The organism is Streptosporangium sp. 'caverna' (assembly GCF_003203775.1).
GTDB classification, from domain to species: Bacteria; Actinomycetota; Actinomycetes; order Streptosporangiales; family Streptosporangiaceae; genus Streptosporangium; species Streptosporangium subroseum.
Genome location: NZ_CP029711.1, coordinates 3,784,187 through 3,810,398 on the forward strand (window position 1 = coordinate 3,784,187; position 26,212 = coordinate 3,810,398).

Genomic DNA, 26,212 nt, shown 5'->3' on the forward strand with positions numbered 1-26,212 from the left:
GGCCTCAGCCATGGATCATCCCGGCATGTCCAGTGGATTCAGCACGGAAACACTCACTGGTACGGAAGCGGTCCGCGCTGAACGCGCACGTATCCTTTCCGAACTCCTCAACGACCTAGACGAGCTGGCCGACACCGCGGCCAGAACCATGCGGGACGAGATTCCCGCGTACGCGGCTCAGGACGAGGCGTTCCACGCCGACGTGCGGAGCCAGGTGACCCAGCACTACCGCAGCAAGCTGGCCGTACTGTTCGAAGACCGCACGGTGACGCTCGACGACATCGCCTTCACCCGACGGGCGGGGATGCGGCGGGCCCGGGCCGGGGTCGCCCTGGCCGACTACATCAACGCCTTCCGCGTCGGCCAGCAGGTCTTCTGGGAGTCGGTGGTCAAGCGGGCCGGCCGCTCGTTCGCCGGTCATGAGGCCGCGCTGTCGCTGGCGGCTCCGCTGATGCGCTACTGCGACTTCGCCAGCACGCACGCGGCCAACGCGTACATGGAGTTCCAGCAGTACGCCACCGCCGAGGCGGTGCGGGAGAGCAGGGACCTGCTGGAGACCCTCCTGGCCGGGAACACGCCTACGCGCGGCCGGCAGCTCGCCGCGGCCCAGGCGCACGGCCTCGGGCCCGACACCCGCACGCCGTTGCTCGTGCTGATCGCGATCCTTCTCCCGAGGATCGCCAGGTTCGGGGGAGAGGCCGTGGCATCGGGCCCGGACCGCGGCGCCGACGCGCGGCACGCGGCATGCGCGGCGATCGCCCGGACCGGGGGAAACGGTACGAGGACGCTGTCGGTCGTACGGCAGTCGGAGATCGTGGCCATCCCCTCGCTCGGTCCCGGCGCCGATCCCGAGCAGCTGTGCGACCGGCTGCAGGCGGTGCGGGAGAGTCTCCTCGGCGAGGGCATCGTCCTGGCGATGGGCGTCAGCACCGTGATCGCCGGGACCGCCCAGATCCCGCAGGCCTACCAGGAGGCTCGCACGGTGCTGGAGTTCCTGCCCGAGGAGGGAGGGGTGGCGGCCCTGCCGAGGATCACGGCCTTCCAGTATCTGGCGCTGAAGGCCGACGACACCGCCCGGCACCTGGTCGACCCGCGGATCACCGCGCTCCTGGCCGAGGACCGGGCGCGCGGAGGCGTGCTCACGGCCACGATCAGGGCCTTCGCCGCCGACGACCTGAACCTGCGCGCCTGCGCGGAGCGGCTGCAGATCCACCCCAACACCGCCCAGTACCGCCTGCGACGGATCCGGGAGCGCACCGGACGCAATCTGCGCCGGATCAACGACCTCCTCGACCTGCTCGTCGCGATCGCGCTTCAGGACACGCTGTCGCCGGACACCAATCCCGAGCGGAAAAGACTGGCCGCCGCGACCGATGAGAGCCATGGAGGCCAGACGTACGGTCGTTCCCATGAACCTCGCTGACCGGCTCCAGGTCGCCGCCGGGCGGCTCACCGGGAGAGCGGTCGTCACGCTCGACGAGGCGGAGATCACCTACGACGCGCTCGAACTGCTGAGCGCGCGCGTCGCGTCGATGCTGCGGCGGCGCGGGATCGGCGTCGGCGACCGGGTGGCGGTCATGCTGCCGAACGTCCCGGAGTTCGCCGTCGTCTACTACGGGGTTCTGCGGATCGGAGCCGTGGTCGTCCCGCTCGACCCGCTGCTGAAGAGGCGGGAGATCGCCTCCTACATCGGTGACTGCGGGGCCCGGCTGCTGATCGCCTGGCACGCCCTCGCGGAGACCGCCGAGGCCGGAACCTCGGGCACCGGCGCCGACTGCTTCTTCGTGGTCCCCGAGGAGTTTCGCCGGCTGCTGCGCGGCGTGGAGGCCGAACACGAGATCGTCGCGAGGGCGGCCGGCGACACCGCCGTCATCCACTACACCTCGGGGACGACCGGCCGGCCCAAGGGCATCGAGCTGACCCACGCCAACCTCGTGAGCAACGCCACGACGGTGGCCCGCATGCACGCGCTCGGCGTGGACGACGTCGTCCTCGGAGCGCTTCCGCTCTACCACGCCTTCGGGCAGACATGCTCGCTCAACGCGAGCATCCACGCCGGCGCGCGCCTCACGCTGCTGCCGCGCTTCGAACCGGGCCGGGCGCTGGAGGTGATCCGGCGTGACGGCGTCACGGTCTTCCAGGGCGTGCCCACGATGTACATCGCGCTGCTCGATCACCTCGGGGTCTCCGACATGTCGCTGCTGCGCCTGTGCGTCTCCGGCGGCGCCGCGCTCCCGCTCGACGTGCTCCGGGTGTACGAGGCGCGGTTCGGCTGCCTGATCATGGAGGGGTACGGCCTCAGCGAGACCTCCCCGTCCGCCGCGACCAACCGCGCCGGCCCCGGCCGCAGGCCGGGGTCCATCGGCTGGCCCATCAAGGACGTCGAGATGAGGGTCGTCGACGAGATCGGCGGCGAGGTGCCGTGCGGCCACGTCGGCGAGATCGTCATCCGGGGCCCCAACGTGATGAAGGGCTACTGGAACAATCCCGCCGCGACCGCGGAGGCGATCCGCGACGGCTGGTTCCACACCGGCGACCTGGGCAGGGTCGACGACGAGGGGTTCTTCTTCGTGGTCGGACGGCGCCGCGACGTGATCATCCGGGGAGGCCGCACCGTGTATCCCCGGGAGGTGGAGGAGGTCCTGTACGAGCACCCCGCCGTACGGCAGGCGGCGGTCGTGGGGATTCCCCATCCGAAGCTCGGGGAGGAGATCGCGGCGGTGGTGGTGCTGCGCGCGCCGGTCGAGGCCGACGGCCTGCGCGCCTTCGTGAGGGAGCGGGTGGCCGCCTACAAGTATCCCCGCCACATCTCGTTCGCCGACGAACTGCCCATGACCCCCACCGGCAAGATCCTCAAACACGCCATCGGACTGCCGCTGGACGCGACCGCCCCGCACACCCGAAGGAGATGAGCGCCCTCGACGGTCGTGGTCCCGGATCGAGCGGGTGCGTGGCGCGTCGCGGAGATCTCGCGGATGTGGGGCCTGCCACGTGGCGCTTGGGAGCACGCCGGGTCTCGTTCTTCAGGCCGGCTCACACGGCGGTGGAGATCGGCGCCGGTCCGCGGTACGGGTTGTTCATCGGGCGGTGCGCCCTTTCAGATCGCCGATCCCCAGGGAACCGTCGTATGGGGCCTGGGCATCAGATGTCGCGTCGGCCTTGCTCTCGGCGTCGGCCCTGCTCTTGGCGCCGGCTCCGCTCCCAGCGTCGGTCCCGTTCCCGGGGCCGGCTCCGCTCCCGGTGCGGGTCCCGGTCTCGGTCGCGAGGCCGGGCGGGTCGGGCAGGTCGTCGAGGAAGTCGGCGCTCGGGACGAAGAACAGGGTGCCCGTCACGGGGGTGGAGAAGTCCAGGATCCGGTCGTGGCTCGCGGTCGGGTCGCCGAGGAACATCCGCTCCAGCATTCGCTCGGTGACCGCCGGGGTGCGGGCGTAGCCGATGAAGTAGGTGCCGAACTCACCGCGCCCGACGGCGCCGAAGGGCATGTTGTCCCGCAGGATCTGCCGCTCGGTGCCGTCGTCGTCGACGATCGTGGTCAGCGCGACATGGGAGTCGGCCGGCTTGACGGCGTCGTCCAGCTCGATGTCGTCCAGCTTGGTGCGGCCGATCACCCTTTCCTGGGCCTCGACCGGCAGGGCGTTCCATGCCCGCAGATCGTGCAGGTACTTCTGTACGATCACGTAACTCCCGCCCGCGAACTCCGGGTCCTCGGCGCCGACCAGGACCGCCGCGCCCGCCGCGGGACCGACCGGGTTCTCCGTGCCGTCGACGAAGCCCAGCAGGTCCCGTACGTCGAAGTATTTGAATCCGTGCACCTCATCGCGGACCGTCACCGCGCCGTAGAGCCGGTCCATGATCTGCGACGCCAGCCCGAAGCACAGGTCCAGCCGCTGGGCTCGGATGTGGAACAGCAGGTCACCGGGTGTGGAGACCGCGTGGTGAACGGCCCCGACGAACTCGCGGAGAGGATGCAGCTCGGCCGGGCGAGGCCCGCCGAACAGGCGGTCCCAGGCCTGCGACCCGATCGCGGCGACGCAGCTCAGGTCGCCCTCCGGTGCCCGGAAACCGACGGCCCGCTGCAACCCCGGCAGATCGGACAGCAACTCCCGCGCGACGGGCTCTCCACCCGGATCGACCGTCACCACCAGGAAGATCGCCGCCCTCGTCAGCGGGCTCAGCACCGGCTGCGGGATCGCGCCTTGGTCGGGCTCCGCCATCGCCCCTCCTCATGTGCCGTATGCGGGGGCAGTCGCGTGTCAAGGTCGTCGATGTCGCCCCGAGGTGCCCCGAACCCCGCGAAGGCGCACGTTCACTGACCGTACCAACGAAGACTACGCTGCGTCGTTATGCCCTGCCGTCACCGGCCTCGCCATCGCGATACGGGCTACCCACGGCTGCGGCGGACATGGCGCCGAAGGTTGTCGTGCTCACCCGCCTGCCAATGATCTGGCAGGACTGAAGGATCAGCCGGCGGCACCAGGTGTGGCTCAGACGGTGTGGACGCCGGCCGCGGGCGGGTGGTTACCTGCGGCTGCGGCTCTTCTGCCTTGGATCGAAGGATCTGGGCGGTGAGGGCGGCGACTACGCAGAAGGCCACGGGCAGGAAGAACGTGTAGTTCAGTGGCATGAGGTCGGCGAGGGGTCCGATGATGGCGGGCCCGGCGAGCATGCCGAGGTAGCCGAGGCCGGCAACGCGGGAGACGTTGGCTCCGGCGGCGTTGGGGTCGGCGTGGCCGGCCGCGCTGAAGAGTTGCGGGATGGTGCCGGACAGTCCGACACCGAACAACGTCCATCCGGCGATGGCCAGTGGGATCGACGGTGAAAACACGATCATCGTGAGGGCGAGCGCGGCCAGTGCCGATCCGTAGCGGACGATGGCGACCGGGCCGAAGCGTGCGGCGACCCGGTCGGTGAGGAAACGCCCGATCGTCATGGCGACGGCGAAGGCGCCGTAGGCGAGGGCAGCGGTGGCGGCGGGCGCGTCGAGCACGTCGCGCATGGCCAGCACGCTCCAGTCGTTGGCGACGCCTTCGCTGAGCATCAGCATCAGAGCGAGCGCGGCGAGCGCCCAGATGCGCAGAGGAGTGGTCCGCCAGGTGGCGGCCTTGGCGGTGGGGCGTTCCAGTGTGCCGGCGGCTTCGGGCCGCGGTAGCAGCGCGGGTGCGACGACTGCGGTGACGGCGAGGGCGAAGAGGCTGACCGCGGTCAGGGTGGTTGTCGTGCTCCAGCCCCAACTGAGGGTGCGGGCGCCGACGAGCGCGGCGAGGACTCCGCCGATGGAGAACACGGCATGGAACGCGGACATGATCGGGCGCCGGTACCCGGCTTCGACCTGGACGGCGTGGGTGTTCATGCTGACGTCCAGGCTGCCGTTGCCGATACCGAGCACCAGCAGTGCCAGGCCGAGCGTCCACGTGTTCACGGCGAGCGCCGGCAGGACGAGTGCCGCACCGCACAGCGCCGCGCTCAGCGGCACGACCCTACGAGCGCCGAAACGGTCGGTGAGCGGCCCGACCAGCTGCATGCCGGCGAAGGCGCCGGCGCCGAGGAGCAGCAGGAGCCAGCCGAGCACGGCGTGGCTGATTCCGGCCCGATGCTCGACGGCGGGGATATGGACAATCCAAACACCCAGGACGAGACCGTTGAGGGCGAAGTAAACGAAGGTGGCCAGTCGCGCGGCCCGCAAGGATCTCATCACGTCTTCGAACGTATCAAACATAATTCACGTTCGAAAGATTGCTTTTCGAATGCATTTTGTGTTCAATGAGTGTATGGCGAGCGTGGACCGACACCGACAGATCACCGATGCCGTACGGCAGGCCGGGCAGCTCAGCGTGGCGGAGCTGGCGGACCTGACCAGCACCTCGGAGATGACGATCCGCCGAGACCTGGAGATCCTGGCCGAACAGGGCGTCCTCGAGCGTTACCGCGGCGGGGCCAGAAGTCTGCTGCTGCGCGGCGAGGAACCCCCGTTCGCGCTTCGCGAACATGACGGCCGGCAGGTCAAGCAGCGCATCGCCGCAGCGGTAGCCGACATGATCGCCGACGGCGAGGCAGTCGTGATCGACAGCGGCACCACCTGCCTCGAAGTGGCCCGCGCACTGACCCACCGCCGCCTGACCGTCATGCCGATGTCCCTGCACGCAGCCAACGCGCTGGTCGGCGCACCCCAACTGAGACTGCTCCTGCCCGGCGGGGAACCACGCCCCGGCGAGCTGGCGCTCACCGGCCCCCTGGCGGAGGCGTCACTCGCCGCGCTGCGCTTCGACACCGCGATCATCGGCTGTTGTGGCCTGAACGCCTCGAACGGCCTGACCGCGTATGACCTCGCCGACGCTGCGATCAAGCGCGCCATGATGGCCTCGGCCCACCGCGTCATCGCGGTCACCGAGGCGGCCAAGTTCTCCCGCACCGCCCTCGCCTTCGTCGCACCGGCATCCGCGCTGCACGCCGTCGTGACCACAGACGACGTCCCCAACGACGAGGCTGACGCGCTGGACGCCGCCGGCGTCGCCGTGCGGAGGGTGTGACCCGATGGCGGACACCGTGCTCTTCGACCTGTTCGGCGTCATCGCCCGCCAGCAGTCCCCATCCGGCCAGGAGTTGCTGGTGGCGACGGCGAGCGTCTCAGCCTCCGCGTTCTGGCAGCCTTACTGGGCGCTGCGCATGCCCTACGACCGTGGTGAAGTGACCGGATCCGGATACTGGCGGCAGGTGGCAGCCGCCCTCGGCACCACCTTCGATGACCATCAGATCGCCCACCTCATCGCCGCGGACATCGCGAGCTGGAGCGCCATCGACGATGACATGGTCGCCCTGGTCGAACAGACGGCGGCATCGGGGCGGCGAATCGCATTGCTGTCGAACATCCCGGAAGAGCTCGCCGCGCACTACGAACAGCACCACCGCTGGTTGAAGCACTTCGACGTGGTCGCCTTCTCCTGCCGAACCGGCCACACGAAACCCGACCTGGACGCCTACCGGTGGTGCTGTCAGACCCTCGACCTCGCACCGGAACGCATCCTGTTCGTCGACGACCGCGCCGAGAACATCCAAGCTGCCGAGGCAATCGGCATGCGCACCCACCTGTTCACCGGCCCCACGCAGGCCCGTCAGGCCATCACCGAACCGGACCCGGTGCCGCGGCGACGATAGCCCGACCGGCGCGGTGCACACGGAGCCGGCGCCCGGACCGACACCATCATCGCCGCGCTGCGGGTGTGTTCGTTGCCAGACGTCCGCGGGCGGGGTCGACATCGTCGACATCGAGGCGCTGCGCGCGCAGGCGGACGTGTTCGCGATGCTCGGCGCGGCCGTCAACGAGCCGCCGTACATCCAGCGAGCACGCCACTGGGTGGTGCCCGGCGAGGCCGGGTTGGATTTAGAAGCTGATTGCCGCTGAGCGGGTCATGATGGCCAGGCCGATGACGGCGAGGAGCCCGAGTGCGGCTGGGATGAGGAATACCAGGGGTAGTCCGACGGCGGCGGCTCCGAGTCCACCGGCGGCACCGCCCAGGGCGGAGGCCAGGGCGGAGGAGCTGAGGAAGATGGCGGAGGCGGTGGCGACGGCGGTGGGGAGAAGCCGTTGGGCGAGGATGATGCCGAGTGCGGCGAAGACCCCCCACACGCCGCCCATGAGGATCTGTCCGGCGAACAGCCCTGCGGCGGTGCCGGTGGTGGCGAAGCAGATGTTGGCGGCGACGCCGAAGGCAGCGCCGATCACCATCAGCCGCGTCATCCCGATTCTGCGTGCGACGAGCACCGCCAGCGGCATGAGGATGATCTCGACCAGTGGCTGGATTCCGATGATCGCCCCGCTGAGCTCGGCGGGGAAGTCGAGTTGGCCGTTCATGTAGATCGGCAGGTACGCGTACTTGATCGGTTCTCCGGCGTACACGAGCACGTAGAGCGCGGTGAACGTGATCAGCGGCAACATGTCGCGCACGCTGGGTCCGCGCGTGTCCGGTTCGCTGGTTTGACGCGCGGAGGTGATGGCAGGTGTCCTGAGCGTCCCCAGCGGGAGTATCTGCGCGAGCGTGCAGATGGCCGTTGCCAGGAGCATGGTGCGCGATGAGGTCTGGGCGGCCAGGAATGCCCCGGCGACCGGGCCGATCACCCAGCCGGCGGTCAGGGCCATCCGTACGACGGCGACCACTGCGTCGTTGTTCGGGTCCGGGTGGGCTTTCTGCTCGTCGTGGACGGCGGCGAACAGTTGGGAGGTGGCGGCGCCGCCGAACGCGCCGATGACGGCGCTGATGACGTAGGGCATCCAGAGCTGGGTCGAGTAGGCGGTGCCTACCCAGCCCGCGAAGCCCAGGAGAGCGCAGATGCGAAACAGTCCCAGGCGTCGGCCCGTGTGGTCCGAGCGTCTGCCGATCAGATAACCGGCCACGGGCGCGGTCAGGTTCGTGAGATAGAAGAGTCCGGCTGCGCTGAGTGAGGCACCGAGGTCGTTGACGAGGAAGGACGCGATCTGCGGCGCGGCGGCCGAGAACCCGAGAGCGGACAGGAACACCGAAATGGTGGCGCCGCGGTAGAGCGGTGAGGCGAGCGTAAGCCGCAGCGCCGACGTGCGCACCAGTGGTTCGTCCAGCGCCACGTCGGTGGCCTCGACCTGCTCGTGAAGTGCCATCCCTGCCGCCTTCGCGGATTCTAGTTTCGGGTGCTGTCGCGGAGGACGAGGTCGACCGGGAACCGCTGTCGGTGGCCTGGCGCCGGGTCGCCTTCCAGAAGCAGGCGGGTGGCGGCGGCGGCCATGTCCTCGACGGGCAGGCGCATCGTGGTCAGCATCGGGTTGCTGCATACGGACGCGATGCTGTCGTCGAAGCCGATGATGCTCACATCGTCGGGGACGCGTCTGCCGGTGGCGGTGATGGCCTGGACGGCTCCGGCGGCCATCAGATCGCAGGCGACGAACATCGCGTCGATGTCCGGGTGCTGTTCGAGCAGTTTTCTGGCTGCGTGGTAGCCGCCTTCACGGTGGAAGTCGCCGTCGGCGTCGACACCGGTCAGTCCGAGGTGCCGAACGGCTCGCAGATACCCGGTGCGGCGGTCGATGGCGCAGGGGTTGAGGGCGGGCCCGTGGATGGCGGCGATGCGGCGGCGGCCGAGCCGGTGGAGTTCGTTGACGGCGGTGTACGCGCCGCCGATGTTGTCGGCCTGCATAGCGGGAACCGATGAAGCGGTGGGCACCATCGAGACGGTGCGGCGGCACCGGCGGTAGAACCGGGTCGCCAGTGCCGGGGTGATGTCGGCGAGAACGGCCCCGATGGTGGTGTTCGTAGCGATCTCGTCGATCATTTCGGCGGCTGTCTCATGGCCCAGGGCGTGCAGTCGCAGTTGCGCGTTGACGGCTTCCAGGACGGGCATCATGCCGGCCAGGACGCGGCTGAAGTATGGGTGGGTCCCGAGCCAGCCGATACCGGGACCGTAAGTGATCGCGATGACGTCGACAGTGCGTTGGCGGCCGGAGGCCAGGGCTCTGGCGGTCTCGTTGGGCTGGTAGCCCAACTCGGCCACAGCCGCGTGGACCCGGGCGCGCAGCGGCCCGGACGCGCCGGGCGCGTTGTTGATCACACGGGACGCGGTCGCGCGGGACACACCGGCCACGCGCGCGACATCCTCGATCGTGGGCTTGAAACTGCTCATGGGGGCCTGCGCTCTCCGTCGCGGCACCTCGAACGCCGCGGCGTTCGAACCATAGACCCGAGAGCGCTCTCAGCTGAAGCGGCCGTAGCGCAGGGTGGATCACTGGCGACGGACACGGCGGCGGCGTCATGAGCTTCGGTCTCACGGGCTCACGCTTCCCCCGTTTGTTCGATCCCGATCGCGCACTACCGGCCCGAGGATGTTGAAGGAGCGCCCCCTGGCGATCCGACACCGGGACCGGCAGGACCGGGCGGCGGTTCTGCCGTGCTCACCATCAGGGCCTCGAACCGGACAGCATGATCGAGATGACCATTCTGCGAGTGGCCTGAAGACGACTGACAGATCGTGCCGCCCGCCGTTACCGTCCGAAGACAGGCCGTCGCCGCAACCGTCTCCAGGGCTCAGGGGAAGAAGACCGCGAACTCAGCGATGCCGGGGGTCAGGTGCGGCGGCAGGTCGGCGGCGGCGAACAGCTCCTCGGCCGACACGAAGGGACCGGCGGTCGTGCGGACCTGCACCAAACGGTCCACCAGTTCCTGGGTCATCCCGGGGAGCATCGCGAGAACGCTGGGCGGGGCGTGGTTGACGTCGATCAGACCGCCGTCGTCGTACTGGCGCGGCAGGTCGGGACGGCCCACTCCGGCATTCCTGGCCACGGTGGGGTCTCTCGTCACCAGGTCGCGGGCCTGACGGCGGAGCTCGGCACGGTTCCGTGCGGCGGCCAGGGCCTGCTCGTTGGGGTCGGCGAAGTGGGGCGCGAAGACCGAACGCCTGATGGCAAGCGCATGCGCGGTCCCGACGAGCATGCACCCTATGAAGGACAGTAGGAAGGCCACGTCACCCGCGCTGCCCGGCGCGCTGTCACTGGTGGAGAACAGCGTCACGACCAGCGCGGTGTAGACGGCCGTGGCCAGCCAGAGCGGCCACGACCGCTTGCGTCCCGCCGCGTAGCCGAACACGAGCGGCGAGAGCACACCCAGGCTCACCAGCGGCAGGAGCGCCCACAGGAAACTGAGCGCCGTACGCAAGGGAGACGGGGAGTGCGTCTTGCGGACGGGATGCGTCATGCTCCGAAAGGATAGATTCCAAAGGCGAAATTTCCAGTCCAGGATCTACATTCTGTCCCTTGGCCCTCTGGCAATAGGGGCCGACAGCCGGCAGGGGTGACCCGGCGGCACAGCACCGGGCCGGGCGTATCATTTCCACGGTGCCGCCTGGGTCGATGCGGTCGACCTGACTCCGCAGCTCATCCTCGCCGGACGCGCACCTGCTGCCGCCGTGTTCGAAGAGGTCACGCTGCACGCCGAAGCACCCGAACCGGCCGTCGGGCGCGAATCGCCGCGTCCGCGGGTGATGGAGGAGTGATGACGGGCTCGTTCTGGTGGGACCTCGTGATCGGTATCGTCGGCGCGCTCCTGCTCGCCTGGCTCGCCCTGGTGATCGTGCTGGTGATCCTGAGGCCCCGCGGCGGGCTGCTGGGCGAGGCGCTGCGCGTGCTGCCCGACGCGCTGCGCCTGGTGCGCCGCCTCGCCGCCGACCAGACCCTGCCGCGCGGAGTCCGTATCCGGCTGGGACTGCTGCTGGTCTACCTCGCCGTACCGATCGATCTGATCCCCGACTTCATCCCCGTCCTGGGCTACGCCGACGACGCCATCATCGCCGCCGTGGTCCTGCGCTCGGTCGTACGCCGTGCCGGACTGCAGGCCGTGCGCGCCCACTGGCCCGGCACCGACGACGGCTTCGCAGCTCTGGCCCGGCTGACCGGACTGGCCGAGCCCACCGACACCGGACGGCCGGACCGGACGGCAGGCTAGGTGAGTGTTCGTCGATCCGCTTTGTCCTGCTCGTCGAAGCCGGACTTCTCGCCGCCGGAGTCCTCTTTCTCGTCGGTCTTTGATAGGGGTGAAAAGTGGCGGACATCGGCGACGGCGCGGGCCAGAGGGCGGTTGTACGGCATGGCGGACACCTTCGGGTCTTCCGCCGTGCCGTACCTGGAAGCCGGCGGTCGGATGCCCTCACCCCGCGCCGCCCCGCCGCGGTCAGCCGATGCGGAGCGGGAGCGTGCGGGGGCCGCGGACCTGGCCCGTGGCCCAGGTCACCGCCGCCGGGTCCTCCAGCCCGAAGTTCGGGATCCGCTCCAGCCAGACCTCGAGCGCGACCCGCAGTTCCATGCGCGCCAGGTGCGAGCCCACGCAGCGGTGGATGCCGAGGCCGAACGCGGCGTGCCGGTTGACCTGGCGGTCGATGACAACCTCGTCCGCCCGGTCGAACTGGGCCGGATCACGGTTGGCCGCCGGGAACGACAGCAGGATCCAGTCGTCGGCCTTCATGTCGACGCCGTTCCAGTGCATGTCCTCCTTGACCAGCCGGGCCATCGTGACCGGCCCGTAGGCCCGCAGCAGTTCCTCCATCGCGGTCGGCAGCAGGGCGGGCTCGGCGACCAGGCGCTCGCGGTCGGCCGGTGTCTTGGCCAGGTGCCACAACGACGCGCCGATCGCGCTCCACGTGGTGTCGATGCCGGCGATGAGCAGCAGAGCCATCGTGCCCGCCACGTGGTTCGACTCCAGCTTCTGGCCGTAGAGCTCGGCGTTGATGAGGTAGGTCGTCAGATCGTCGCGCGGATTGTCGACGTGGTCGCGGATCTGCGTGAGCAGATATTCGAACAGCTTCTCCACCCGGAGGATGCGCTCCTCGGGCGGAGAGTTGATGCCTTCGAGCGCGTTCTCGACGAATTCGCGGAACTGCGGTCCGTCCTCGGGCGGGAAGCCGAGCATGTCGGCGATGACGCGCATCGGGATGTGCTGGGCGTAGTCCCGGGCGGCGTCGACGACGTCCTGCCCCTCGAAGGAGTCGATGAGCGAGTGGCAGAACTCTCGCGTCACCTGCTCCTGCTTGGAGACCGCGGTCTTGGTGAACGCCGGCAGCAGCAGCTTGCGCGCGTCGTGGTGGAAGGGCGGGTCGGAGGAGATCGGCGGCGTACCGCCCACCGGCGCCAGCTCAAGGGGCGGCCGGACGTTGCTCACGATGATCGCTCGTGAGGAGAAGCGTTCGGTGTCGTAGGCGATCGCCGCGACGTCCTCATAACGCGTCGGCAGCCAGGCGCCGCCGAAGCGCTCGGTGTGCGCGATCGGGCAGCGCTGCCGCAGCTCGTCCTGGATGGGGTAGGGGTTGGCGGCCCACTCGGGCTCGGCGTGGGAGAAATCGGTCGCCCAGTCGGAGACGGGGCCGGTGATGATCTCACTGCGTGGTTCGAGGGGCCGGTTCTGCTGCCTCTCCTGGAAACTCTGGGTGAAGCGGTCGTCAACGGTCATGCCACGCCTCCTTAGAGGATCTCGATCGCTCTTTCCGGACAGTTGGCCAGGGCCAGACGTGCTGCCTGTTCCTGACCCGGTGGCACGGCTCCGTCGCCGACGACGTGCCCGTATCCCTCGTCGTCCTCCTCGAACAGGTCAGGGGCGAGGTCGTAGCAGCGGCCGTGCCCGTGGCAGCGCTCGGAATCAACTCGTACTTTCACTACGGGGGCTCCGCTCTGTGTGCGGTGATGGCGTCGGTGGGATGAGGGCGCCCACGACGCGGGTGAGTAACGCCGACCATTCCGCGTCGTCGACCGCGTGCAGGTCCGGCGGGATGAGCGCGCTGCCCATCGACAGCAGCAGGCAGAAGTGGGCCAGCGCCTCGGGCGACAGCGCGGGATCCAGCTCGCCGTCGCTCTGGGCCACGCGTACCAACTCGGCGATCCAGTCGGTTCGCTCGCCGACGTAGTCGCGCATCGGACGCGCGACGTCCGCGTCGCGGCGGGCCGCGACCAACGCCTCGACGATGAGGTGGCGGGGAGCGTCGCGGCGCCGCGGAAGCCAGCGGCCGATGGCGAGGAGCAGGTCCGTGACCGACCGGTCGGGGTCCGCGGCGAACAGACTGGCCAGCAGCTGCCGCCCGTGCGCCCGCAGCGCGGCCACGAGCAGCTCGGCCTTCGAGCCGAAGTGCGCGTACAGCGCGCCGTTGCTCACCCCCGCGGCCGCGGCGATGTCGGCCACACGCGTACCGTCGTACCCCCGCTCGGCGAAAACCTCGGCGGCCGCCTGCAGCAGTCGTTCGCGCGTCTCAGCGGCGGTGACGCCCGCGATACGTCCCATAAATGAATTAAAAGATCGTTCATTTGATTCGTCAAGAGCGAACGTAAGTGTTCAGTTGTCTGATGTCCGGGGCCCCTGCTCGCGCGCGGGCCGCGCTCCCACGGTTCCGCGCGGGGCAGTCGCGCGTCCAGGATGGTTGCATGATGTTTCTTGGACTCGCCATCGTGCTCATCGCGAAGCTGGCGCCCCGCAAGGCGTCCCGGGTGCGTCGCGACGCGCCGGGATCGCTCAGCCAGGAGTTGTTCGATCTGGCCGTCCGGCAAGGCACGGCACCGGACCTGATCTATGTGGTCGCCGTGCGAGGGTACGAGCTGGTCGAGCAGTCGGTCGGCGTCATCAACGACGAGGGATTCGGGGCCAACTACTCCGCGGAGGGCGGGCGGCTGGTCCAGCTCAGGATCGACCGCGGCACCCTGGCGGACGCCGCGTGCACCAAACTCCCGAAGCGGTGCGAGAAGGACGGAGCCGGCTGGTACCGGGTGGGCGAAGGCTGTCACGAGTACTTCGCTGTCCGCGACGACCACCACATCAGATTGACCGGTCGCGTCGGGGAAGTCGATCGGGCCACCCTGAAGGCGGCCGTCGCCGGAGCGCGACCCGCCACCAACATCCCCTCCGCCATGCCGCCGCCGTCGCGGCCTCCGGTCCGGCGCGGTGACCTGCCTACCGGCGACGGCGCCCCGATCCGGCACACCGGCCGGGGCGGCTGAAACCGGTCCGGCCGGGGATCGGCTGTTCGGCCGAAGCGGCCGAGCCGGATCTGGACGCACGGGCGAGGTTCCCGGCTTTCCCGTCTCACCCGTGGCTCGCCGCAGCCGACTCAGCGGCCGTGGGCCCAGATCAAACCGTTGAGGCCAGAAGGTGCCGCGCCGACCGCCCAGACGGAACCGCTCTCCGGCCGGATGGCGAGGTCATGGACGAACGCGTTCTGGTTCGGCGGAGCCGGAAAGGCGCCCGGCTCGACACCGTCGGCGCCGATGTGCAGAAACCCGCTGCCTTTGCCCTTGGCGTCGTAGACGACCCAGGCCCCGCCTCTGCCGTCGGGCTCCGCCTGCGCGCGCGGTTGGATGCCCGGTTCGCCACGGACCTCGAAGGTGAAGCCGCCCAGATAGCCCGACAGCAGCAAAGTCTCACCGCAGAAGGAGCGCTTCGCACCGCCGCACGGCCAGGCGACCCAGCCGACGGCCATCACCCGGCCGGTCTCACCGTCGACCGCGACATCCGTCAACTCCGAGATCTGGTCCGAGTGCGCGGACGGAATCGCGGGAAGCGTGACCGCGCGCCAGGCCGCGCCGGTCCAGCGGGCCAGAGCCGCCGTGCCCCGCACCGAGCCCGCCGCCCACTTGCCGTCGAGTCCTTTGACCACGATCGGCGTGTCGACCTTGCGCCACACCGACCCGGCCAGGCGCCGCAGCGTGGACTGCGCCTTCCACCCGGCGTCACCGGCCGCGGGGAACGTGTTCGAGTTCTCGATGACCCACAGGTTCTTGCCGATGGAGTACGCCCGATCCGCCCGGCCATGGCTCCATCGCTTGACCTGCCAGCGCTTGCCGTCCCACCGGGCGTACCGCGACGCGCCGAACGCCCAGACCCTGGTGTCGGACGCCGACGTCAGCCGCTTCACCCGGAAGCCCGGCCCGGTGACCCGCTTGAAGGTGGACCGGCCGCCCTTGAGCAGGAGCGACTCGGCAGGACTCGATCCGCGATCCGGGTGCCTCGTCCCGGCGACCCAGACCGCCCCACCCGGCGTCACCGTTACCGCGTCATAGGAGTCACGGCGCTGCTCATGGACGACGCTCCACTGACCGGCCGGTGCCACGGCGTGGGCGGCGGCAGGCCCGGCGGCGACAGAAAGGGCGACGGCCGCAGCGGTGCCGCGAAACAACATTCCCATAAGGGTGAGACGCACCTATCAGCGGAAAAGTTTACATGCGGCAGGGCAGGAGCCCTGCTGTGCCGGCGGCGGAGTCTGGGGCGAAGCCGGTGGTGAGGCGGTCGCGCGATGTGAGGATCTGCCTGTTTGGGCGGCCGGCCACGAAGGCCTTCGCCGGCCGTCCCCGGTGAAACAGGCGCCAGGGGTGTGGCTAGATCGGGAAGCGGCCGCGGCGGATGTGCCAGTGGCGGCCGGCCTTCAGATGGTCGACGATCGCGCGCTGGAGCACGGTACGGCGCGGCAGCCGGTCGAGCGGCGTGGTCAGGGTGCGGAACACGAACCGCAGCACCTCGACGTCGGCGTCCAGCCCCTCCGGCTCCTCGTAGGGCTCCAGCTCGAACCTCCGCTGGAACCGGACGATGTTGGAGTCCTCGGGCAGGTATTCCAGCAGCTGCGGGTCGAGCAGCCACGAGCCGCAGGAGAACGCCGTGTAGCGCTCGTCGGGAAAGTGGCGTGGGAAGAACGCTCGGGCCTCGTCGAGCGACGCCGTGACCGCCTCCGAGGTCATCGGCCCCGACTCGGCGATGTGCAGGTCGATGGCGGTGCCGCCGCGCTGGTGCTGCAGCCGGCCCAGCTCGTAGACGCCGCCGCGCGCGTGCAGCGTCAGCCAGCTCTGCATGACCGGCCAGCCCTCGCGGTGCATCCGCCGGTCGATCGCGAGGTTGCGGCCCAGGTCCGCGAGGGTCGCCCATGACACGACGTCGGCGATGCCGTGGTCGCGGTGGTACTCCGTGACGACGTCGACCAGGGCCAGGTACGCGTACACGTAGAGATGCCGCCAGGCGGGACCCCGTTCGCGCGGCAGCTCCGGACCGGGCGGCAGCCAGCCGTGGCCCCCGAGATCGGCGCGGACCAGGGCGATCGAGCGGTCGAGCAGCCAGCGCAGCTCCGGAGTCCACAGCGGAGAGCCGGGGTCGGGCCAGCCCGCCATGATCTCGGCGGCGTCGTCCGGCCGCACCGCGAGCCGGGCGAGGATCGCGGGCGCGTCGGCCTTGGCGGGCAGCGGAGCCGACGGCCGGTCGCCGGCGAGCCGGTGCACGCGGTCGATGTCCTCGACGGGCACTCCGAGCCGGGCGGCGGTGTCGTCCAGATCCACGCGGACGATCCTACCGGCCGGTGGGGTCGTCCCCCTCGCCGCCGGTTCTCCCGGCGCCGGCTACGACGGCACGATCCGCCAGTGGGACATCGCCCGCCCGCCCGACCTGCTCAGAGCCGTCTGCGCACTCGCCCAGCGGCCCGTCACCGCTGCCGCGACCGGGACTACCCCGATGTCTCGCCGACCTTGACCTGGACGCGGGCGCTCAGTCGGAGGCGTGCTGCCAGTAGGGGTCGCGGTAGAGCATGACGGAGGTGCCGCGGAGCATCTCGTCCGGGGCGGAGACCAGCACGAGTTCGCCGTCGGCTTCGAGCCGGCGCAGGATGTCGCGGACGCGCGGGCCGACGGGCAGGCGGCCGACCGGGAGGCCGAGGAGCTCCCGGACGGTGTCGGCCACCTGGGAGAGCTGGAAGGGCTCGGTGAAGTCGGCGATCACCTTGCGGACGATCTCGACGGGGATCGCGGTCTCGGCCTCCATGTAGGCGAGCTCCCAGATGAGCTGCGCCTTGCGTCGGCCGGTCCCGGCGCAGGCCGTACACGGCTGGGAGAAGCTGGGCACGATGTGCTCGACGGTGGAGCCCAGGCAGGTGGTGCACTGGTTGGTCTCCGCCGCGTGCAGTTCCGCGGCGGCCCGGTCCGCCAGCTGCTTGCCGCAGAGGCACAGATAGACCCGGAACCCGCCGCGGACCAGGACGAGGTCGTCGGCGTCGTCGGGGATCTCGTCCCACAGCGCGGTAATAGTGTGTTTTTTCATCGTTTGCGACTCTAGCGACCCTGACCTTCGGGCCGGAGCTGAACCGGGACCAGCCTCATCGGAGCGCTCCACAGCCACTCCTCGGTGATGTAGGTGGCGGTCAGCAGCGTCATCAGGGCCAGCGCACGCTCGGCCGCGGTGGAGGGGTGCGCGCCGCGGTCGCCGAAACGGCACATCCACACTTCGAACAGGCTGCTGTCGCTGAGCTGTTCGTGAACCGAGGGCCGCGCGACGGCGAAGCCGTCCCGCCAGATGTCGACCGAGGGACTGGCGGACGGGAACGCCCCGGCCAGGATCCCGCCGCCGGCGGTGACCATCCGGCCGACGCCGTCGTGCACCGGCAGGATGCCGTCGCTCTGGAAAAGCACGACCCCGCCCCCCGGCGGGCTGGCGATCCGCAGGACCTCGACGGGGGAGAACTGCTCCGCCTTCCACAGCTCGGCGGCGTCCACCGGCGGGCAGAGCTCCGGCACGGCACCCAGGCGCCGGATGACCTCGTCCTCGGTCACTCCGCCGACGAAGGCGACGCAGAGATCCTCGTTGTAGGTCTCGTAGGAGAACATCATCTCGTCGACGGTGTCCTGAAGCTCGCTCAGCCGAGGGCTGATGCGGGGAGCCCCGGGAAGGTGGACGAACAGCTCCGCGAGCTCGGTGAACAGCGCCTGGACGCCGGGGGAGCGCCCGGCGATGCACGGCCGCCAGGGGTCGGCGCCCGCGGCGAGCAGGGCCCGGACGGCGTCGTCCTGGCCATGCCGTACGGCCTCCCACAGGGGGGTGGCGCCGTCGCCGTCGACCGGGTCCACCGCGGCCCCCGAGGCCAGGAGCAGTTCGATCACCTGGACCGCGCCCTCCTGGGCGGCCTGGTGCAGGGGCGTCGAACGCAGCCAGGGAAGGCACTGGCCGGGGTCCAGCCCGTCCGCCAGCCGTTCGCGGATCTGCGCCAGGTTGCTGTCACGCCACGCGCCGATGTCCTCGGCCCACTCGTCGTCGCCCATGGTCATCCCATCTTCTTACGCTGATCGGATCCAATCAGGACTGAACGACAGTTTTCGATCAGAGCCCGGCGTGACAGCCGGTCGGAGACGCGGGTGGTCTCGGGCAGACGGTAGCGGGGGGTCAGATTGAGGACATTGTGACAGGCCGTGTCGAGGTCGACGCGGTGGCCGACGGAGACGAAGACCGGTTTGACCCCCCGCTGGGTGCGGAGCACGCGTCCGACGACGTCGCCGTCCAGCGTCAGGTCGGTCCAGGAGCCCCGCTCGGGGGCGGGATCGGGATAGGTGCCGACGAAGGTCGTCTTGCCGACGCCGATCGTGGGCAGCCCGGTGAGCACACCCAGATGGCAGGCGAGGCCGAAGCGGCGGGGATGGGCCAGGCCGTACCCGTCGCAGACGATCAGCTCGGGGCTGACGGTCAGGCGGTCCAGGGCTTCGAGCAGGGCGGGGATCTCACGGAAGGCGAGCAGGCCGGGAACGTAGTCGAAGGTCACCCGCCCGCCGACGGTGACCTCTTCGACGACCTCCAGCGTCGTTCCGTCCAGTACGGCCACCGCGGCGGCCAGCCGATCCCCCTCATAGGCCACGTCCACCCCCGCGACCCTGGAGGGGTCGCGGGGGCCGGGATCGGTGAGGTCGAGCAGCGATCTGAGCTCGTCCTGGATCGCCTCGGCCTCCAGGACAGTACGCGGAGTTCGCACCTTCATATCTATATGATCGCCATTTTTAGGTCACGGCGTTATATCGCGGGAACGTCCGGCGAATTCGCGGTGGCCGGGGAAGCCGTCGCGGGGCGAGAGTCCGGCGCGCCGGCCGGTCCGCGCGGGCTCCGGCGCGCCCCGTCCCTGCTTGCCCGATGATTTGAAGAGAACCTATGGTGCGTGGACGGATCTTCGGGGAAAGGGCCATCCATGTCAGTGCTCGTAGCGTTCAGCGTGACTCCGATCGGCGCGGGGGAGGACGTCGGCGAGCTCGTCGCCGAGGCCGTTCGGGTGGTCCGCGCGTCGGGGCTGCCGAACCGGACCGACGCCATGTTCACCACGGTCGAGGGGGAGTGGGACGAGGTCATGGCCGTGGTCAAGGACGCAGTCGCGGCGGTCGAGGCGCGCTGCGGGCGGGTCAGCCTCGTACTCAAGGCCGACATCCGGGACGGGCAGGGCGGCAGACTGGACGCCAAGGTCGCCACCATCGAGAGGCACCTCGCCTGACACCCCGCTCACCGCCGGGCCGCACTCCGCCCAACGCCCTCCTCACCGTCGGGCGGAGCTCCGCCCGACATCCCGCTCACGCCGGGCGGTGCTCCGCCCAACGCCTCGCTCCCCGTCGTACGGCATCTCGCTCGCAGCGAAACGGGAACACCAAGCGGAGTGAAACCGTTTGCAAAAACGGGCGACTTCAGGAGTGTGGGCCGGATGGTGGCAGGCAGATCGATTGGACGTGTCCTCGCGGGCGGGCTGGCGCTGACCGCCGCCGGATGGGCGCTGAAGAACATTCCAGCGGAGCTGGGCGGCCGGGCCGCGGGAGAGCGGCTGGAGCGGATGCGGCGCTCGCCGCAGTTCCGCGACGGTGTCTTCCACAACCCCATGCCCGGAGCCGTCGCGCCGTCGGCTTCGAGCGCGCAGAACATCCTCTGGAACATGATCTTCAATGCCGAGGAGCGCCACCCCTCCCTGCCGGTGCCCCTGGTGACCTCTCCGGCCGTCGCGCCGTCGGCGACGGGGCTGAGCGTCGTCTGGTACGGCCACGCCACCACGCTGGTGGAGATCGAGGGCCGCCGCGTGCTCATCGACCCGGTGTGGAGCCATCGCGCCTCGCCGTCCCAGCTGGCCGGTCCGCGACGCCTGCACCCGCTGCCGGTGCCGCTGAGCGACCTTCCCGTGCTCGACGCGATCGTGATCTCCCACGACCACTACGACCACCTCGACCGCGCGACGGTCCGCGCGCTCACCGCCATGCAGGCGGCGCCGTTCCTGGTGCCGCTGGGGATCGGCGCCCACCTGGAGCGCTGGGGAGTGCCCCTCTCGCGGATCATCGAGCTCGACTGGGACGAGGAGGCGAGCGTCGCGGGCCTGCGGTTCGTCGCCACCGCCGCCAGGCACTTCTCGGGACGCACCTTCGCCCGCAACACGACCCTGTGGGGCTCCTGGGTGATCGCGGGCAAGGACAAGCGGGTCTTCTACGCGGGCGACTCCGGATATTTCGACGGCTACGCCGGGATCGGCGCCGCGCACGGCCCCTTCGACCTCACCCTCCTGCCGATCGGCGCGTACAGTCCCGCCTGGCCCGACATCCACATGAACCCGGAGGAGGCGGTCGCCGCCCACCTCGACCTGGGCGGCGAGCTGCTCCTCCCGGTTCACTGGGCGACCTTCGCGCTCGCCATGCACCCCTGGGCCGAGCCCGTCGACCGCCTGTGGCGCGAGGCCAAGGCCCGCGACGTCCGCCTGGCGATCCCCCGCCCCGGTGACCGCATCGACACCGGCGACGCACCCCTGGTGGACAGCTGGTGGGAGCTCCTTCACGGCGGGGAGACCAACGGCCGGTCGAGGTAGGCCCGGCGACCTCGGATCAGCTCCTGATCTGGTGGGTGATGGACGGGTCGGTGATGGCGGTGTCGTCGGCCAGCAGGAACGCCTTGGACATGATGACCGCCAGCATGCCGCCGTCCTCCTCGAACGGCAGGAAGACCTGGTCGAACGCGCCCTGGGGGACGATGCAGAGATAGGCGTCGTTGGGTTCCATCAGGATGTTGCCCGACCCTAGATGGATCTTGTAGGTGCGCAGATCTCCGCGGACCCGCAGAAAACGCTCGGCGAGCTCGACCCGGTCGGCGATGCGCAGGCGGGGAAGCAGCCGGGTCAGGGCGTCGCGGCGGACCTCGGCGCTCTCGGTGAGGTCACCGAAGTTGTAGGACTGCCAGTAGTCGCCCTGTCCCTGGGGGTCGAGACCGACGGAGGAGACGCCGACGGCGAGGTCGGCATCCCGCATGATCTCTGACAGGACCAGCGGCGGCACCTCGGTGAGCGGAACCGCCTCCCGCGACTCCACGTCGGTGCGGTCGAACCGGATCGGTCCGCTGATACAGGACGAGGCCGGGGCGCCGTACTCGTCGTGCTCCCAGGAGCCCCATGGCAGCTCCATGTCCCAGCGCGCCCGCCAGCCGGGGACCTCCTTGACGGCCTCGCCCTGTCCGGAGCCGCCCGCCGCGTCCCAGTGGCCGAGCGAGAGCCCGGTCCAGCCGCGCTCGGACAGCAGCGCCTTGGCCTGTCCGTAGCGCAGCACGTGTCCCGCGAAGCGGTTGGAGAACGTCCCGGTCTGCTCCTCGGCCGGGGTGAGCAGATAGACCTCGCGGAAGGCCTGCTTGAACGGTTGCCGCAACCCGATCTCCAGAAGATGGTCGCGCCGGCTCCGGACCTCCTCGACGGCCGCACCGATGGGATGCCAGAGCTGCACCGGGGTGTCGGCGCGAGGCTGGATCCGGCGGCCGAGCGGATCGGTGAGCTCCCAGCCGTCGGCGGTCTTGACCGGGATCCCGGCGGGGCCTTGCAGGATCTGCCAGATCAGCCGCCTGCCGTGGACGCCGGTGACGGGGTGGTCGAGGAAGAACTCCTCGACCTGGTTCCAGCGCCAGAGCCGGTCTTCCGCGAGCGCCCGCTCGATGCGGAGCCGTTCGGAGGGCAGGGTCTTTCGAACCTCCGCGAGCAGCTTTCTGAACTCGGAGAGCAGGCCGCCGTGGCTCTCCCTGACCGCCTTCGGCGCGGACTTGACCGGTTTTCCCGCCGGGTTGAGAAAGGTCAGCAGCGGGGTGCCCGTCTCGTTCAACGCCAGACGGAGGACGTGCTCGCCGGCCTTCTCCTCCAAGACTCCGTCGGGGCCGAGCCCGAACGTCGGCACGGTCCGATCGAGCAACTGCTCGCGGCTCAGCCCGGCCTGTGCGGCCACCGCGTCCAGCACCTGTGCGACTTTCGCCAGGATCGACCTCCTCCTGATCTTGGTCTGTAGCCGGGCCAGAGGAGCCACCACCTCTAGGCCGCCGTGCTTGGCCAGCACGCCCAGAGCGGCGTTGGCGAGCATCTCGCTGCGGGAGTTGGGCCCGGACCCGCCGATTCCGGTGCCCGCCGCCAGGGCGACCTCCCCGAGCAGCGGAACCACCCACGGCTCGTCGATCAGCTCGCACGTCCACACCATGCCGCGCAGCGGTGTGGCGGTGCGCGCGTGCAGGTATATCGCCGTCTCCCGATAGGCGGGGAGGCGGCTCAGGACCTCCTGGATGAGCGCGGCGGTGTCCGGAGTGAGAAGTGCGGCGGCCCGCCGGAGCCAGGCGACGCTGGGGCGGGCGGAGGTGGCGGTGATCCAGTGGCGCAGCAGGGGGAACGTCTGCCGGCTGCCGAGGGACACACCGTACTCGGAGGCCATCATGGCGGCGAAGCCGTCGCCCTTGCCGACCAGGCAGGTGGTGGCCTCCACGGGGTCATCCTCGGCGTGCTCGGCGATGAGGATGTCCAGGTCGAGTTTGTCCTGCGGGCTGAACCATCCACGGCTCCTGTTCAGGAGCTCCTGGACCTGGCGCATCAGGGGGAGATGGCGGCGCTGTGCCTCGTGGGAGAGCTTTCTGGTGACGGCCAACGGGAGAATCAGCGGGGACGCGGGGTCGCGGTCGAACAGGATCGGCTCGACCGAGGCCTGCCAGAGCAGCTCGATCTCGTCACCGGTCCAGGCGAGTTTCCGCTCGGCGACGCACAGGGCCAGCGATACCGGATCGCGAAGGTGGTCATGCTCGCGGGTGTGGGACAGGTTCGTCCGCAGCTGCGCCCACACTCCCATCGCGCGCCACTGCGCGTCGCCGATATCGGGCCCGAGCACGGAGATGACCTTCTCGGCGAAGGGCTGCACGTACCATTGCCGCTCTGGCACGTAGAGCTCGTCGAGCCGGGCGAACACGTCCACGCGGGTCTGGTCGATCTCGTCGCCGAGCCGGCCGAGCTGCTCGGGGGAGAGCTCGTCGAGGAGACCCAAGCCGGTCTTCGCCGCGGGGGCGAGCGGGGGCACCGGATCGGCGGCGGGGTCGATCCGCTCGGACGGCTCCGGCGGCGTGGACCCCTCCAGCGGCCTGACGCCGGCGGTCTCGTCCCGGAAGGTGTCCTGCGTCATCGGTGGTCTCCAGCGGTAGGGGGTGCCCTACGACTATCAGCCGGCTCCGACAAACCACCGGAGGAAGCCCTCACCCGGGCGAGGGCCGACGCCCCCTTCCCCGTGGGACAGGCGCGTCATACGCTCGATCCGACGCCTGGGAGGAGCGCCATGGATACGGCCGAACGCCGCGCCTGGGCCTGGACGTGCGGCAGTCTCGCCGTCCTGGGCGCACTGGTCGCGGTGATGGGATGGGGTCTGTCACCGGCTGTCTTCGCCCGCTATCTGAACCTCCTCGGTGGTGTGGTGCTCGTGGCCTCGCTCGTGAGCCTGATCGCGATTCTCGCCGCCGCGAAACCCGAACGGTGACCGTGCCTTACCTAGGGGAGTTCGCCTGTGGGGAGGAGGCCGATCACCGGGAGCCTTCCGGCGAGGCCCGGACCGACAGGCGGGTGCGGACGACGAGGTCGTGCAGGATCGAGGCCGAGGCCGAGGTCTCGGGAAGCCGGGAGGCGTCTCTGGCCTCCTCCAGCTCCGCGGTCAGGCGGGTGACGTCGTGCGCCAGCCGTACCCGATCGGGCGCGTCGCCGGGCAGGAGGCCGTGCTCGGCGGAGCGTTTGGCGGCCATCAGGTCACCGAGGTAGGCCGGGCCGCCGGTGAGCCGGGTGAGGTCGGCCTCCAGCTCCCCGGTGCGCATCAGGTGGATGCCGGTGAGCAGCACGCGGAAGGTGTAGAGCAGCGGCTTGAGCTCGCCGGAGCGTTCGAACAGCGACCACTGGGTGCGAGCGAAGCCCAGGTAGTGGTGGGCGTGGTTGCGGGTGACGCAGCCCGGGGCGGCGGCGATCATCTCCTGGTGGACCGGGGAGGTGGCCACCACCAGCGGTGAGAGCAACTGCTCCAGCACGTAGCCGTTGCGGCGCAGCAGCAGGCGGCAGAACTTGGCCAGGTCGTGGGTGACCAGGTCCACTTCGACGCCGTGCCGTACCCAGGAGCGGGTGAGGGTCTCCTCGCCCGTGTGCAGGCCGATCACCTCCTCAAGCGGCAGCAGGTGCACGCCGCGCAGGTCGACGTCGGAGTCGACCGAGGGGAAGCCGTACAGGTGCGCGCCGCTGACCGTGGCGAAGGCCGCCGGGTGCGCCTCCTCGGCGGGGATCTCGGCCAGCCAGGCCGGCAGGGTGACGGTCACAGGGCGGCCTCTCTGGTGCTCATCAGGTATTCCTCCACGCGCCGCCGGTCGGGCTCGGCGGGTAACACGCCCGTGCCGTCGAAGCCCGCGACCAGCTCGGAGCGCCAGCGGGTGACCTTATCCCAGGACAGCTCTCCCCGCCGTACGGCGAGCAGCCGATCGCGGTGGGCGTCCATCCGGACCAGCGGCTCGCCGTGTCGCGCCAGGTGCAGGCCGCTGATCAGCAGCCGGATCGTGTGCATGGCCTGCTTCCACTTGGGACGCTCGGGGTCCAGGCGGCGAAACTGGGCGTCGGCGTATCCGGTGAAGGTCTGGTGGGCGCGCCCGGACAGGAAGGCGCGCCGGATGGCGAGCAACTCGCTGCCCGCCGGGGTGGCATGCTCGACGATCGGTGACCACAGGCACTCCAGGACCGTCGGGTTGGCCTCCAGGGCGAGCCCGCAGAACCGCTCGACCTCCCACGAGAACTGCTCGGGCAGCGGTCCCTCGACGTGGGTGGGCGGTTTGGCCAGCCGCCAGAACAACCGGGTCGGCGTCACGAAGACCCCGCGCCGGTCGACGTCGGACTCCTCGGTCTCCAGGCCGTAGGCGCGCGAGCCGACCACCACCGACAGGACCGAGTGCGCCGGGAGGCACCGTGTTTCCATCCGCACAGCGTGCCAGCCCGGCGCTTGTTCGCGACACGGGGTTTCCGCACCCGGGCCGATCACCCCGTCGGCTCAGGGGCGGCCGCGGGCGGCGAAGTACGGCCGGAACCCCTGGCTCTTGTCGGCTTTGACCAGGGTCTCCACCACCTTGCCCTTGAGGTCCACCACTCCCACGCCGGTTTCGGTGGAGGCGATGAGGCGCTTGTCGTCGTACCAGCCGAGAACGGTTCCCCAGCTCGCGCTGAATCCAAGGCTGATCCGGGTCACGGCCTTGCCGGTCGCGGTGTCCCAGACACAGGCGGCCTTCTCCAGGGAGGTGCAGGCGGTGACGGAGCGGCGGCCGGAGATGGATCTTGATCGGAGGATGCTACACACGTCCGCAGGGACGATTCAGCGACTTTCATGATCTTAGCGATTTAAGCCGATTCAGGCGGTGAGGGTGGAGCGCATCTCCCCTCTCGGGAGGACGAGGTCCCAGGGATCGGTGGGAACCGTCTGCTCGGCCCTGCACCATGCAGAACGCCTCGGCCCTGCCCCCTGAAGCCTGGTGCAAACGGGCAGGATCTTTCGGGTTCAATTAAGCCCTCGGAAATCTGCGGGCAACAGTGAAAACCGCGCTCAGGTTAAGGTCAAGTGCCTGGACGCGCCGAGAAACCGAACCCCATGGTGGAGGTAGCGCGTCGTTCCAACCGG

At 70.0% G+C, this 26,212-nt stretch carries 27 protein-coding genes; 9 read left to right on the forward strand and 18 right to left on the reverse strand.

Annotated features, from left to right (window positions below; translation table 11 throughout):
* The first annotated feature begins 25 nt into the window (after nucleotides 1-25).
* Nucleotides 26-1,423 carry a CdaR family transcriptional regulator gene (locus DKM19_RS16665; protein WP_110705762.1) on the forward strand — a complete coding sequence of 466 codons (1,398 nt, stop codon included), beginning with the start codon at nucleotides 26-28 and terminating at the stop codon, nucleotides 1,421-1,423.
* Nucleotides 1,410-2,912 carry a long-chain fatty acid--CoA ligase gene (locus DKM19_RS16670; RefSeq protein WP_110696481.1) on the forward strand — a complete coding sequence of 501 codons (1,503 nt, stop codon included), beginning with the start codon at nucleotides 1,410-1,412 and terminating at the stop codon, nucleotides 2,910-2,912. Before DKM19_RS16665 ends, DKM19_RS16670 begins: the two co-directional genes overlap by 14 nt.
* Nucleotides 2,913-3,077: 165 nt before the next feature.
* Here DKM19_RS16670 and DKM19_RS16675 read toward each other — a convergent pair whose 3' ends face one another.
* Together DKM19_RS16675 and DKM19_RS16680 are read right to left on the reverse strand one after the other, a co-directional pair.
* Nucleotides 3,078-4,214: a Dyp-type peroxidase gene (locus DKM19_RS16675; RefSeq protein WP_110696482.1), complete on the reverse strand. Its 1,137-nt coding sequence runs from the start codon at nucleotides 4,212-4,214 to the stop codon at nucleotides 3,078-3,080.
* Nucleotides 4,215-4,381: 167 nt separating this feature from the next.
* Nucleotides 4,382-5,692, reverse strand: coding sequence for an MFS transporter (locus tag DKM19_RS16680; RefSeq protein ID WP_110705763.1), 1,311 nt, complete (start codon nucleotides 5,690-5,692; stop codon nucleotides 4,382-4,384).
* Nucleotides 5,693-5,768: 76 nt separating this feature from the next.
* Here DKM19_RS16680 and DKM19_RS16685 point away from each other — a divergent pair, with 76 nt between their 5' ends.
* Complete coding sequence (locus tag DKM19_RS16685; RefSeq protein WP_110696483.1) at nucleotides 5,769-6,527, forward strand: DeoR/GlpR family DNA-binding transcription regulator; 759 nt, start codon at nucleotides 5,769-5,771, stop codon at nucleotides 6,525-6,527.
* Nucleotides 6,528-6,531: 4 nt separating this feature from the next.
* The gene (locus DKM19_RS16690) at nucleotides 6,532-7,152 is read left to right on the forward strand and encodes an HAD family phosphatase (RefSeq protein WP_110696484.1); all 621 of its coding nucleotides are present in this window, start codon (nucleotides 6,532-6,534) and stop codon (nucleotides 7,150-7,152) included.
* Between the two features lie 226 nt (nucleotides 7,153-7,378).
* On the opposite strand, the gene DKM19_RS16695 is transcribed toward DKM19_RS16690, so the two are convergent.
* The 3 genes from DKM19_RS16695 to DKM19_RS16710 all read right to left on the reverse strand — a co-directional run bounded on the left by DKM19_RS16695 (nucleotide 7,379) and on the right by DKM19_RS16710 (nucleotide 10,712).
* On the reverse strand, nucleotides 7,379-8,629 hold the full coding sequence (locus DKM19_RS16695; RefSeq protein WP_110696485.1) for an MFS transporter: 1,251 nt from the start codon (nucleotides 8,627-8,629) through the stop codon (nucleotides 7,379-7,381).
* Nucleotides 8,630-8,649: 20 nt separating this feature from the next.
* A complete protein-coding gene (locus DKM19_RS16700) occupies nucleotides 8,650-9,645 on the reverse strand; it encodes a LacI family DNA-binding transcriptional regulator (protein ID WP_110696486.1) in 996 nt (331 codons plus the stop codon).
* Between the two features lie 401 nt (nucleotides 9,646-10,046).
* Nucleotides 10,047-10,712: a helix-hairpin-helix domain-containing protein gene (locus DKM19_RS16710; RefSeq protein ID WP_110696487.1), complete on the reverse strand. Its 666-nt coding sequence runs from the start codon at nucleotides 10,710-10,712 to the stop codon at nucleotides 10,047-10,049.
* 297 nt (nucleotides 10,713-11,009) lie between these two features.
* Here DKM19_RS16710 and DKM19_RS16715 point away from each other — a divergent pair, with 297 nt between their 5' ends.
* Entirely contained in the window at nucleotides 11,010-11,459 is a 450-nt protein-coding gene (locus tag DKM19_RS16715; protein ID WP_110696488.1) for a YkvA family protein, read from the forward strand.
* Here the strand turns inward: DKM19_RS16715 and DKM19_RS49485 are convergent.
* From DKM19_RS49485 to DKM19_RS16730, 4 genes are all read right to left on the reverse strand, one after another.
* A complete protein-coding gene (locus DKM19_RS49485; RefSeq protein ID WP_162641538.1) occupies nucleotides 11,456-11,602 on the reverse strand; it encodes a hypothetical protein in 147 nt (48 codons plus the stop codon). The genes DKM19_RS16715 and DKM19_RS49485 overlap by 4 nt on opposite strands.
* Before the next feature lie 82 nt (nucleotides 11,603-11,684).
* On the reverse strand, nucleotides 11,685-12,956 hold the full coding sequence (locus DKM19_RS16720; RefSeq protein WP_110696489.1) for a cytochrome P450: 1,272 nt from the start codon (nucleotides 12,954-12,956) through the stop codon (nucleotides 11,685-11,687).
* Nucleotides 12,957-12,967: 11 nt separating this feature from the next.
* A complete protein-coding gene (locus tag DKM19_RS16725) occupies nucleotides 12,968-13,159 on the reverse strand; it encodes a ferredoxin (protein ID WP_110696490.1) in 192 nt (63 codons plus the stop codon).
* Nucleotides 13,143-13,778: a TetR/AcrR family transcriptional regulator gene (locus DKM19_RS16730; RefSeq protein WP_110696491.1), complete on the reverse strand. Its 636-nt coding sequence runs from the start codon at nucleotides 13,776-13,778 to the stop codon at nucleotides 13,143-13,145. Before DKM19_RS16730 ends, DKM19_RS16725 begins: the two co-directional genes overlap by 17 nt.
* A 140-nt stretch (nucleotides 13,779-13,918) precedes the next feature.
* On the opposite strand from DKM19_RS16730, the gene DKM19_RS16735 reads away from it, so the two are divergent.
* Nucleotides 13,919-14,488, forward strand: coding sequence for a hypothetical protein (locus tag DKM19_RS16735; protein ID WP_110696492.1), 570 nt, complete (start codon nucleotides 13,919-13,921; stop codon nucleotides 14,486-14,488).
* A 110-nt stretch (nucleotides 14,489-14,598) separates the two neighbouring features.
* Here DKM19_RS16735 and DKM19_RS16740 read toward each other — a convergent pair whose 3' ends face one another.
* The 5 genes from DKM19_RS16740 to DKM19_RS16760 form a co-directional block, all read right to left on the reverse strand.
* Nucleotides 14,599-15,672: a hypothetical protein gene (locus DKM19_RS16740; RefSeq protein ID WP_162641539.1), complete on the reverse strand. Its 1,074-nt coding sequence runs from the start codon at nucleotides 15,670-15,672 to the stop codon at nucleotides 14,599-14,601.
* Nucleotides 15,673-15,862: 190 nt separating this feature from the next.
* Nucleotides 15,863-16,807 carry an acyltransferase domain-containing protein gene (locus DKM19_RS16745; RefSeq protein WP_110696494.1) on the reverse strand — a complete coding sequence of 315 codons (945 nt, stop codon included), beginning with the start codon at nucleotides 16,805-16,807 and terminating at the stop codon, nucleotides 15,863-15,865.
* A gap of 205 nt (nucleotides 16,808-17,012) precedes the next feature.
* Nucleotides 17,013-17,561 (reverse strand): hypothetical protein, encoded by a 549-nt coding sequence (locus DKM19_RS16750; protein WP_110696495.1) that lies wholly within the window; start codon nucleotides 17,559-17,561, stop codon nucleotides 17,013-17,015.
* 11 nt (nucleotides 17,562-17,572) lie between these two features.
* Nucleotides 17,573-18,562, reverse strand: coding sequence for an ankyrin repeat domain-containing protein (locus DKM19_RS16755; RefSeq protein WP_110696496.1), 990 nt, complete (start codon nucleotides 18,560-18,562; stop codon nucleotides 17,573-17,575).
* Nucleotides 18,559-19,263, reverse strand: a complete 705-nt coding sequence (locus DKM19_RS16760) for an endonuclease V (protein WP_110696497.1) — start codon at nucleotides 19,261-19,263, stop codon at nucleotides 18,559-18,561. Before DKM19_RS16760 ends, DKM19_RS16755 begins: the two co-directional genes overlap by 4 nt.
* Before the next feature lie 210 nt (nucleotides 19,264-19,473).
* On the opposite strand from DKM19_RS16760, the gene DKM19_RS16765 reads away from it, so the two are divergent.
* Together DKM19_RS16765 and DKM19_RS16770 are read left to right on the forward strand one after the other, a co-directional pair.
* On the forward strand, nucleotides 19,474-19,764 hold the full coding sequence (locus tag DKM19_RS16765) for an MTH1187 family thiamine-binding protein (RefSeq protein WP_089205675.1): 291 nt from the start codon (nucleotides 19,474-19,476) through the stop codon (nucleotides 19,762-19,764).
* 204 nt (nucleotides 19,765-19,968) lie between these two features.
* A complete protein-coding gene (locus DKM19_RS16770) occupies nucleotides 19,969-21,108 on the forward strand; it encodes an MBL fold metallo-hydrolase (protein ID WP_110696498.1) in 1,140 nt (379 codons plus the stop codon).
* A gap of 16 nt (nucleotides 21,109-21,124) precedes the next feature.
* On the opposite strand, the gene DKM19_RS16775 is transcribed toward DKM19_RS16770, so the two are convergent.
* Nucleotides 21,125-23,707, reverse strand: coding sequence for a DUF4132 domain-containing protein (locus DKM19_RS16775; RefSeq protein WP_110696499.1), 2,583 nt, complete (start codon nucleotides 23,705-23,707; stop codon nucleotides 21,125-21,127).
* A gap of 150 nt (nucleotides 23,708-23,857) precedes the next feature.
* On the opposite strand from DKM19_RS16775, the gene DKM19_RS16780 reads away from it, so the two are divergent.
* Nucleotides 23,858-24,055 carry a hypothetical protein gene (locus DKM19_RS16780; RefSeq protein WP_110696500.1) on the forward strand — a complete coding sequence of 66 codons (198 nt, stop codon included), beginning with the start codon at nucleotides 23,858-23,860 and terminating at the stop codon, nucleotides 24,053-24,055.
* Between the two features lie 43 nt (nucleotides 24,056-24,098).
* Here the strand turns inward: DKM19_RS16780 and DKM19_RS16785 are convergent, their stop codons facing one another.
* The 3 genes from DKM19_RS16785 to DKM19_RS16795 all read right to left on the reverse strand — a co-directional run bounded on the left by DKM19_RS16785 (nucleotide 24,099) and on the right by DKM19_RS16795 (nucleotide 25,894).
* Entirely contained in the window at nucleotides 24,099-24,872 is a 774-nt protein-coding gene (locus DKM19_RS16785; RefSeq protein ID WP_110696501.1) for a DNA polymerase beta superfamily protein, read from the reverse strand.
* Nucleotides 24,869-25,519 (reverse strand): DNA polymerase beta superfamily protein, encoded by a 651-nt coding sequence (locus tag DKM19_RS16790; RefSeq protein ID WP_110696502.1) that lies wholly within the window; start codon nucleotides 25,517-25,519, stop codon nucleotides 24,869-24,871. Before DKM19_RS16790 ends, DKM19_RS16785 begins: the two co-directional genes overlap by 4 nt.
* A 72-nt stretch (nucleotides 25,520-25,591) precedes the next feature.
* The gene (locus DKM19_RS16795) at nucleotides 25,592-25,894 is read right to left on the reverse strand and encodes a hypothetical protein (RefSeq protein WP_110696503.1); all 303 of its coding nucleotides are present in this window, start codon (nucleotides 25,892-25,894) and stop codon (nucleotides 25,592-25,594) included.
* Between the last annotated feature and the right edge of the window lie 318 nt (nucleotides 25,895-26,212).

What these genes read in the sequence shown, in the direction of transcription:
- DKM19_RS16665 (WP_110705762.1), top strand. Translation starts at nt 26, where the DNA reads ATGTCCAGTGGATTCAGCACGGAAACACTCACTGGTACGGAAGCGGTC.
- DKM19_RS16670 (WP_110696481.1), top strand. Translation starts at nt 1,410, where the DNA reads ATGAACCTCGCTGACCGGCTCCAGGTCGCCGCCGGGCGGCTCACCGGG.
- DKM19_RS16675 (WP_110696482.1), bottom strand. Translation starts at nt 4,214, where the DNA reads ATGGCGGAGCCCGACCAAGGCGCGATCCCGCAGCCGGTGCTGAGCCCG.
- DKM19_RS16680 (WP_110705763.1), bottom strand. Translation starts at nt 5,692, where the DNA reads ATGAGATCCTTGCGGGCCGCGCGACTGGCCACCTTCGTTTACTTCGCC.
- DKM19_RS16685 (WP_110696483.1), top strand. Translation starts at nt 5,769, where the DNA reads ATGGCGAGCGTGGACCGACACCGACAGATCACCGATGCCGTACGGCAG.
- DKM19_RS16690 (WP_110696484.1), top strand. Translation starts at nt 6,532, where the DNA reads ATGGCGGACACCGTGCTCTTCGACCTGTTCGGCGTCATCGCCCGCCAG.
- DKM19_RS16695 (WP_110696485.1), bottom strand. Translation starts at nt 8,629, where the DNA reads ATGGCACTTCACGAGCAGGTCGAGGCCACCGACGTGGCGCTGGACGAA.
- DKM19_RS16700 (WP_110696486.1), bottom strand. Translation starts at nt 9,645, where the DNA reads ATGAGCAGTTTCAAGCCCACGATCGAGGATGTCGCGCGCGTGGCCGGT.
- DKM19_RS16710 (WP_110696487.1), bottom strand. Translation starts at nt 10,712, where the DNA reads ATGACGCATCCCGTCCGCAAGACGCACTCCCCGTCTCCCTTGCGTACG.
- DKM19_RS16715 (WP_110696488.1), top strand. Translation starts at nt 11,010, where the DNA reads ATGACGGGCTCGTTCTGGTGGGACCTCGTGATCGGTATCGTCGGCGCG.
- DKM19_RS49485 (WP_162641538.1), bottom strand. Translation starts at nt 11,602, where the DNA reads ATGCCGTACAACCGCCCTCTGGCCCGCGCCGTCGCCGATGTCCGCCAC.
- DKM19_RS16720 (WP_110696489.1), bottom strand. Translation starts at nt 12,956, where the DNA reads ATGACCGTTGACGACCGCTTCACCCAGAGTTTCCAGGAGAGGCAGCAG.
- DKM19_RS16730 (WP_110696491.1), bottom strand. Translation starts at nt 13,778, where the DNA reads ATGGGACGTATCGCGGGCGTCACCGCCGCTGAGACGCGCGAACGACTG.
- DKM19_RS16735 (WP_110696492.1), top strand. Translation starts at nt 13,919, where the DNA reads ATGATGTTTCTTGGACTCGCCATCGTGCTCATCGCGAAGCTGGCGCCC.
- DKM19_RS16740 (WP_162641539.1), bottom strand. Translation starts at nt 15,672, where the DNA reads ATGGGAATGTTGTTTCGCGGCACCGCTGCGGCCGTCGCCCTTTCTGTC.
- DKM19_RS16750 (WP_110696495.1), bottom strand. Translation starts at nt 17,561, where the DNA reads ATGAAAAAACACACTATTACCGCGCTGTGGGACGAGATCCCCGACGAC.
- DKM19_RS16755 (WP_110696496.1), bottom strand. Translation starts at nt 18,562, where the DNA reads ATGACCATGGGCGACGACGAGTGGGCCGAGGACATCGGCGCGTGGCGT.
- DKM19_RS16760 (WP_110696497.1), bottom strand. Translation starts at nt 19,263, where the DNA reads ATGAAGGTGCGAACTCCGCGTACTGTCCTGGAGGCCGAGGCGATCCAG.
- DKM19_RS16770 (WP_110696498.1), top strand. Translation starts at nt 19,969, where the DNA reads ATGGTGGCAGGCAGATCGATTGGACGTGTCCTCGCGGGCGGGCTGGCG.
- DKM19_RS16775 (WP_110696499.1), bottom strand. Translation starts at nt 23,707, where the DNA reads ATGACGCAGGACACCTTCCGGGACGAGACCGCCGGCGTCAGGCCGCTG.
- DKM19_RS16780 (WP_110696500.1), top strand. Translation starts at nt 23,858, where the DNA reads ATGGATACGGCCGAACGCCGCGCCTGGGCCTGGACGTGCGGCAGTCTC.
- DKM19_RS16790 (WP_110696502.1), bottom strand. Translation starts at nt 25,519, where the DNA reads ATGGAAACACGGTGCCTCCCGGCGCACTCGGTCCTGTCGGTGGTGGTC.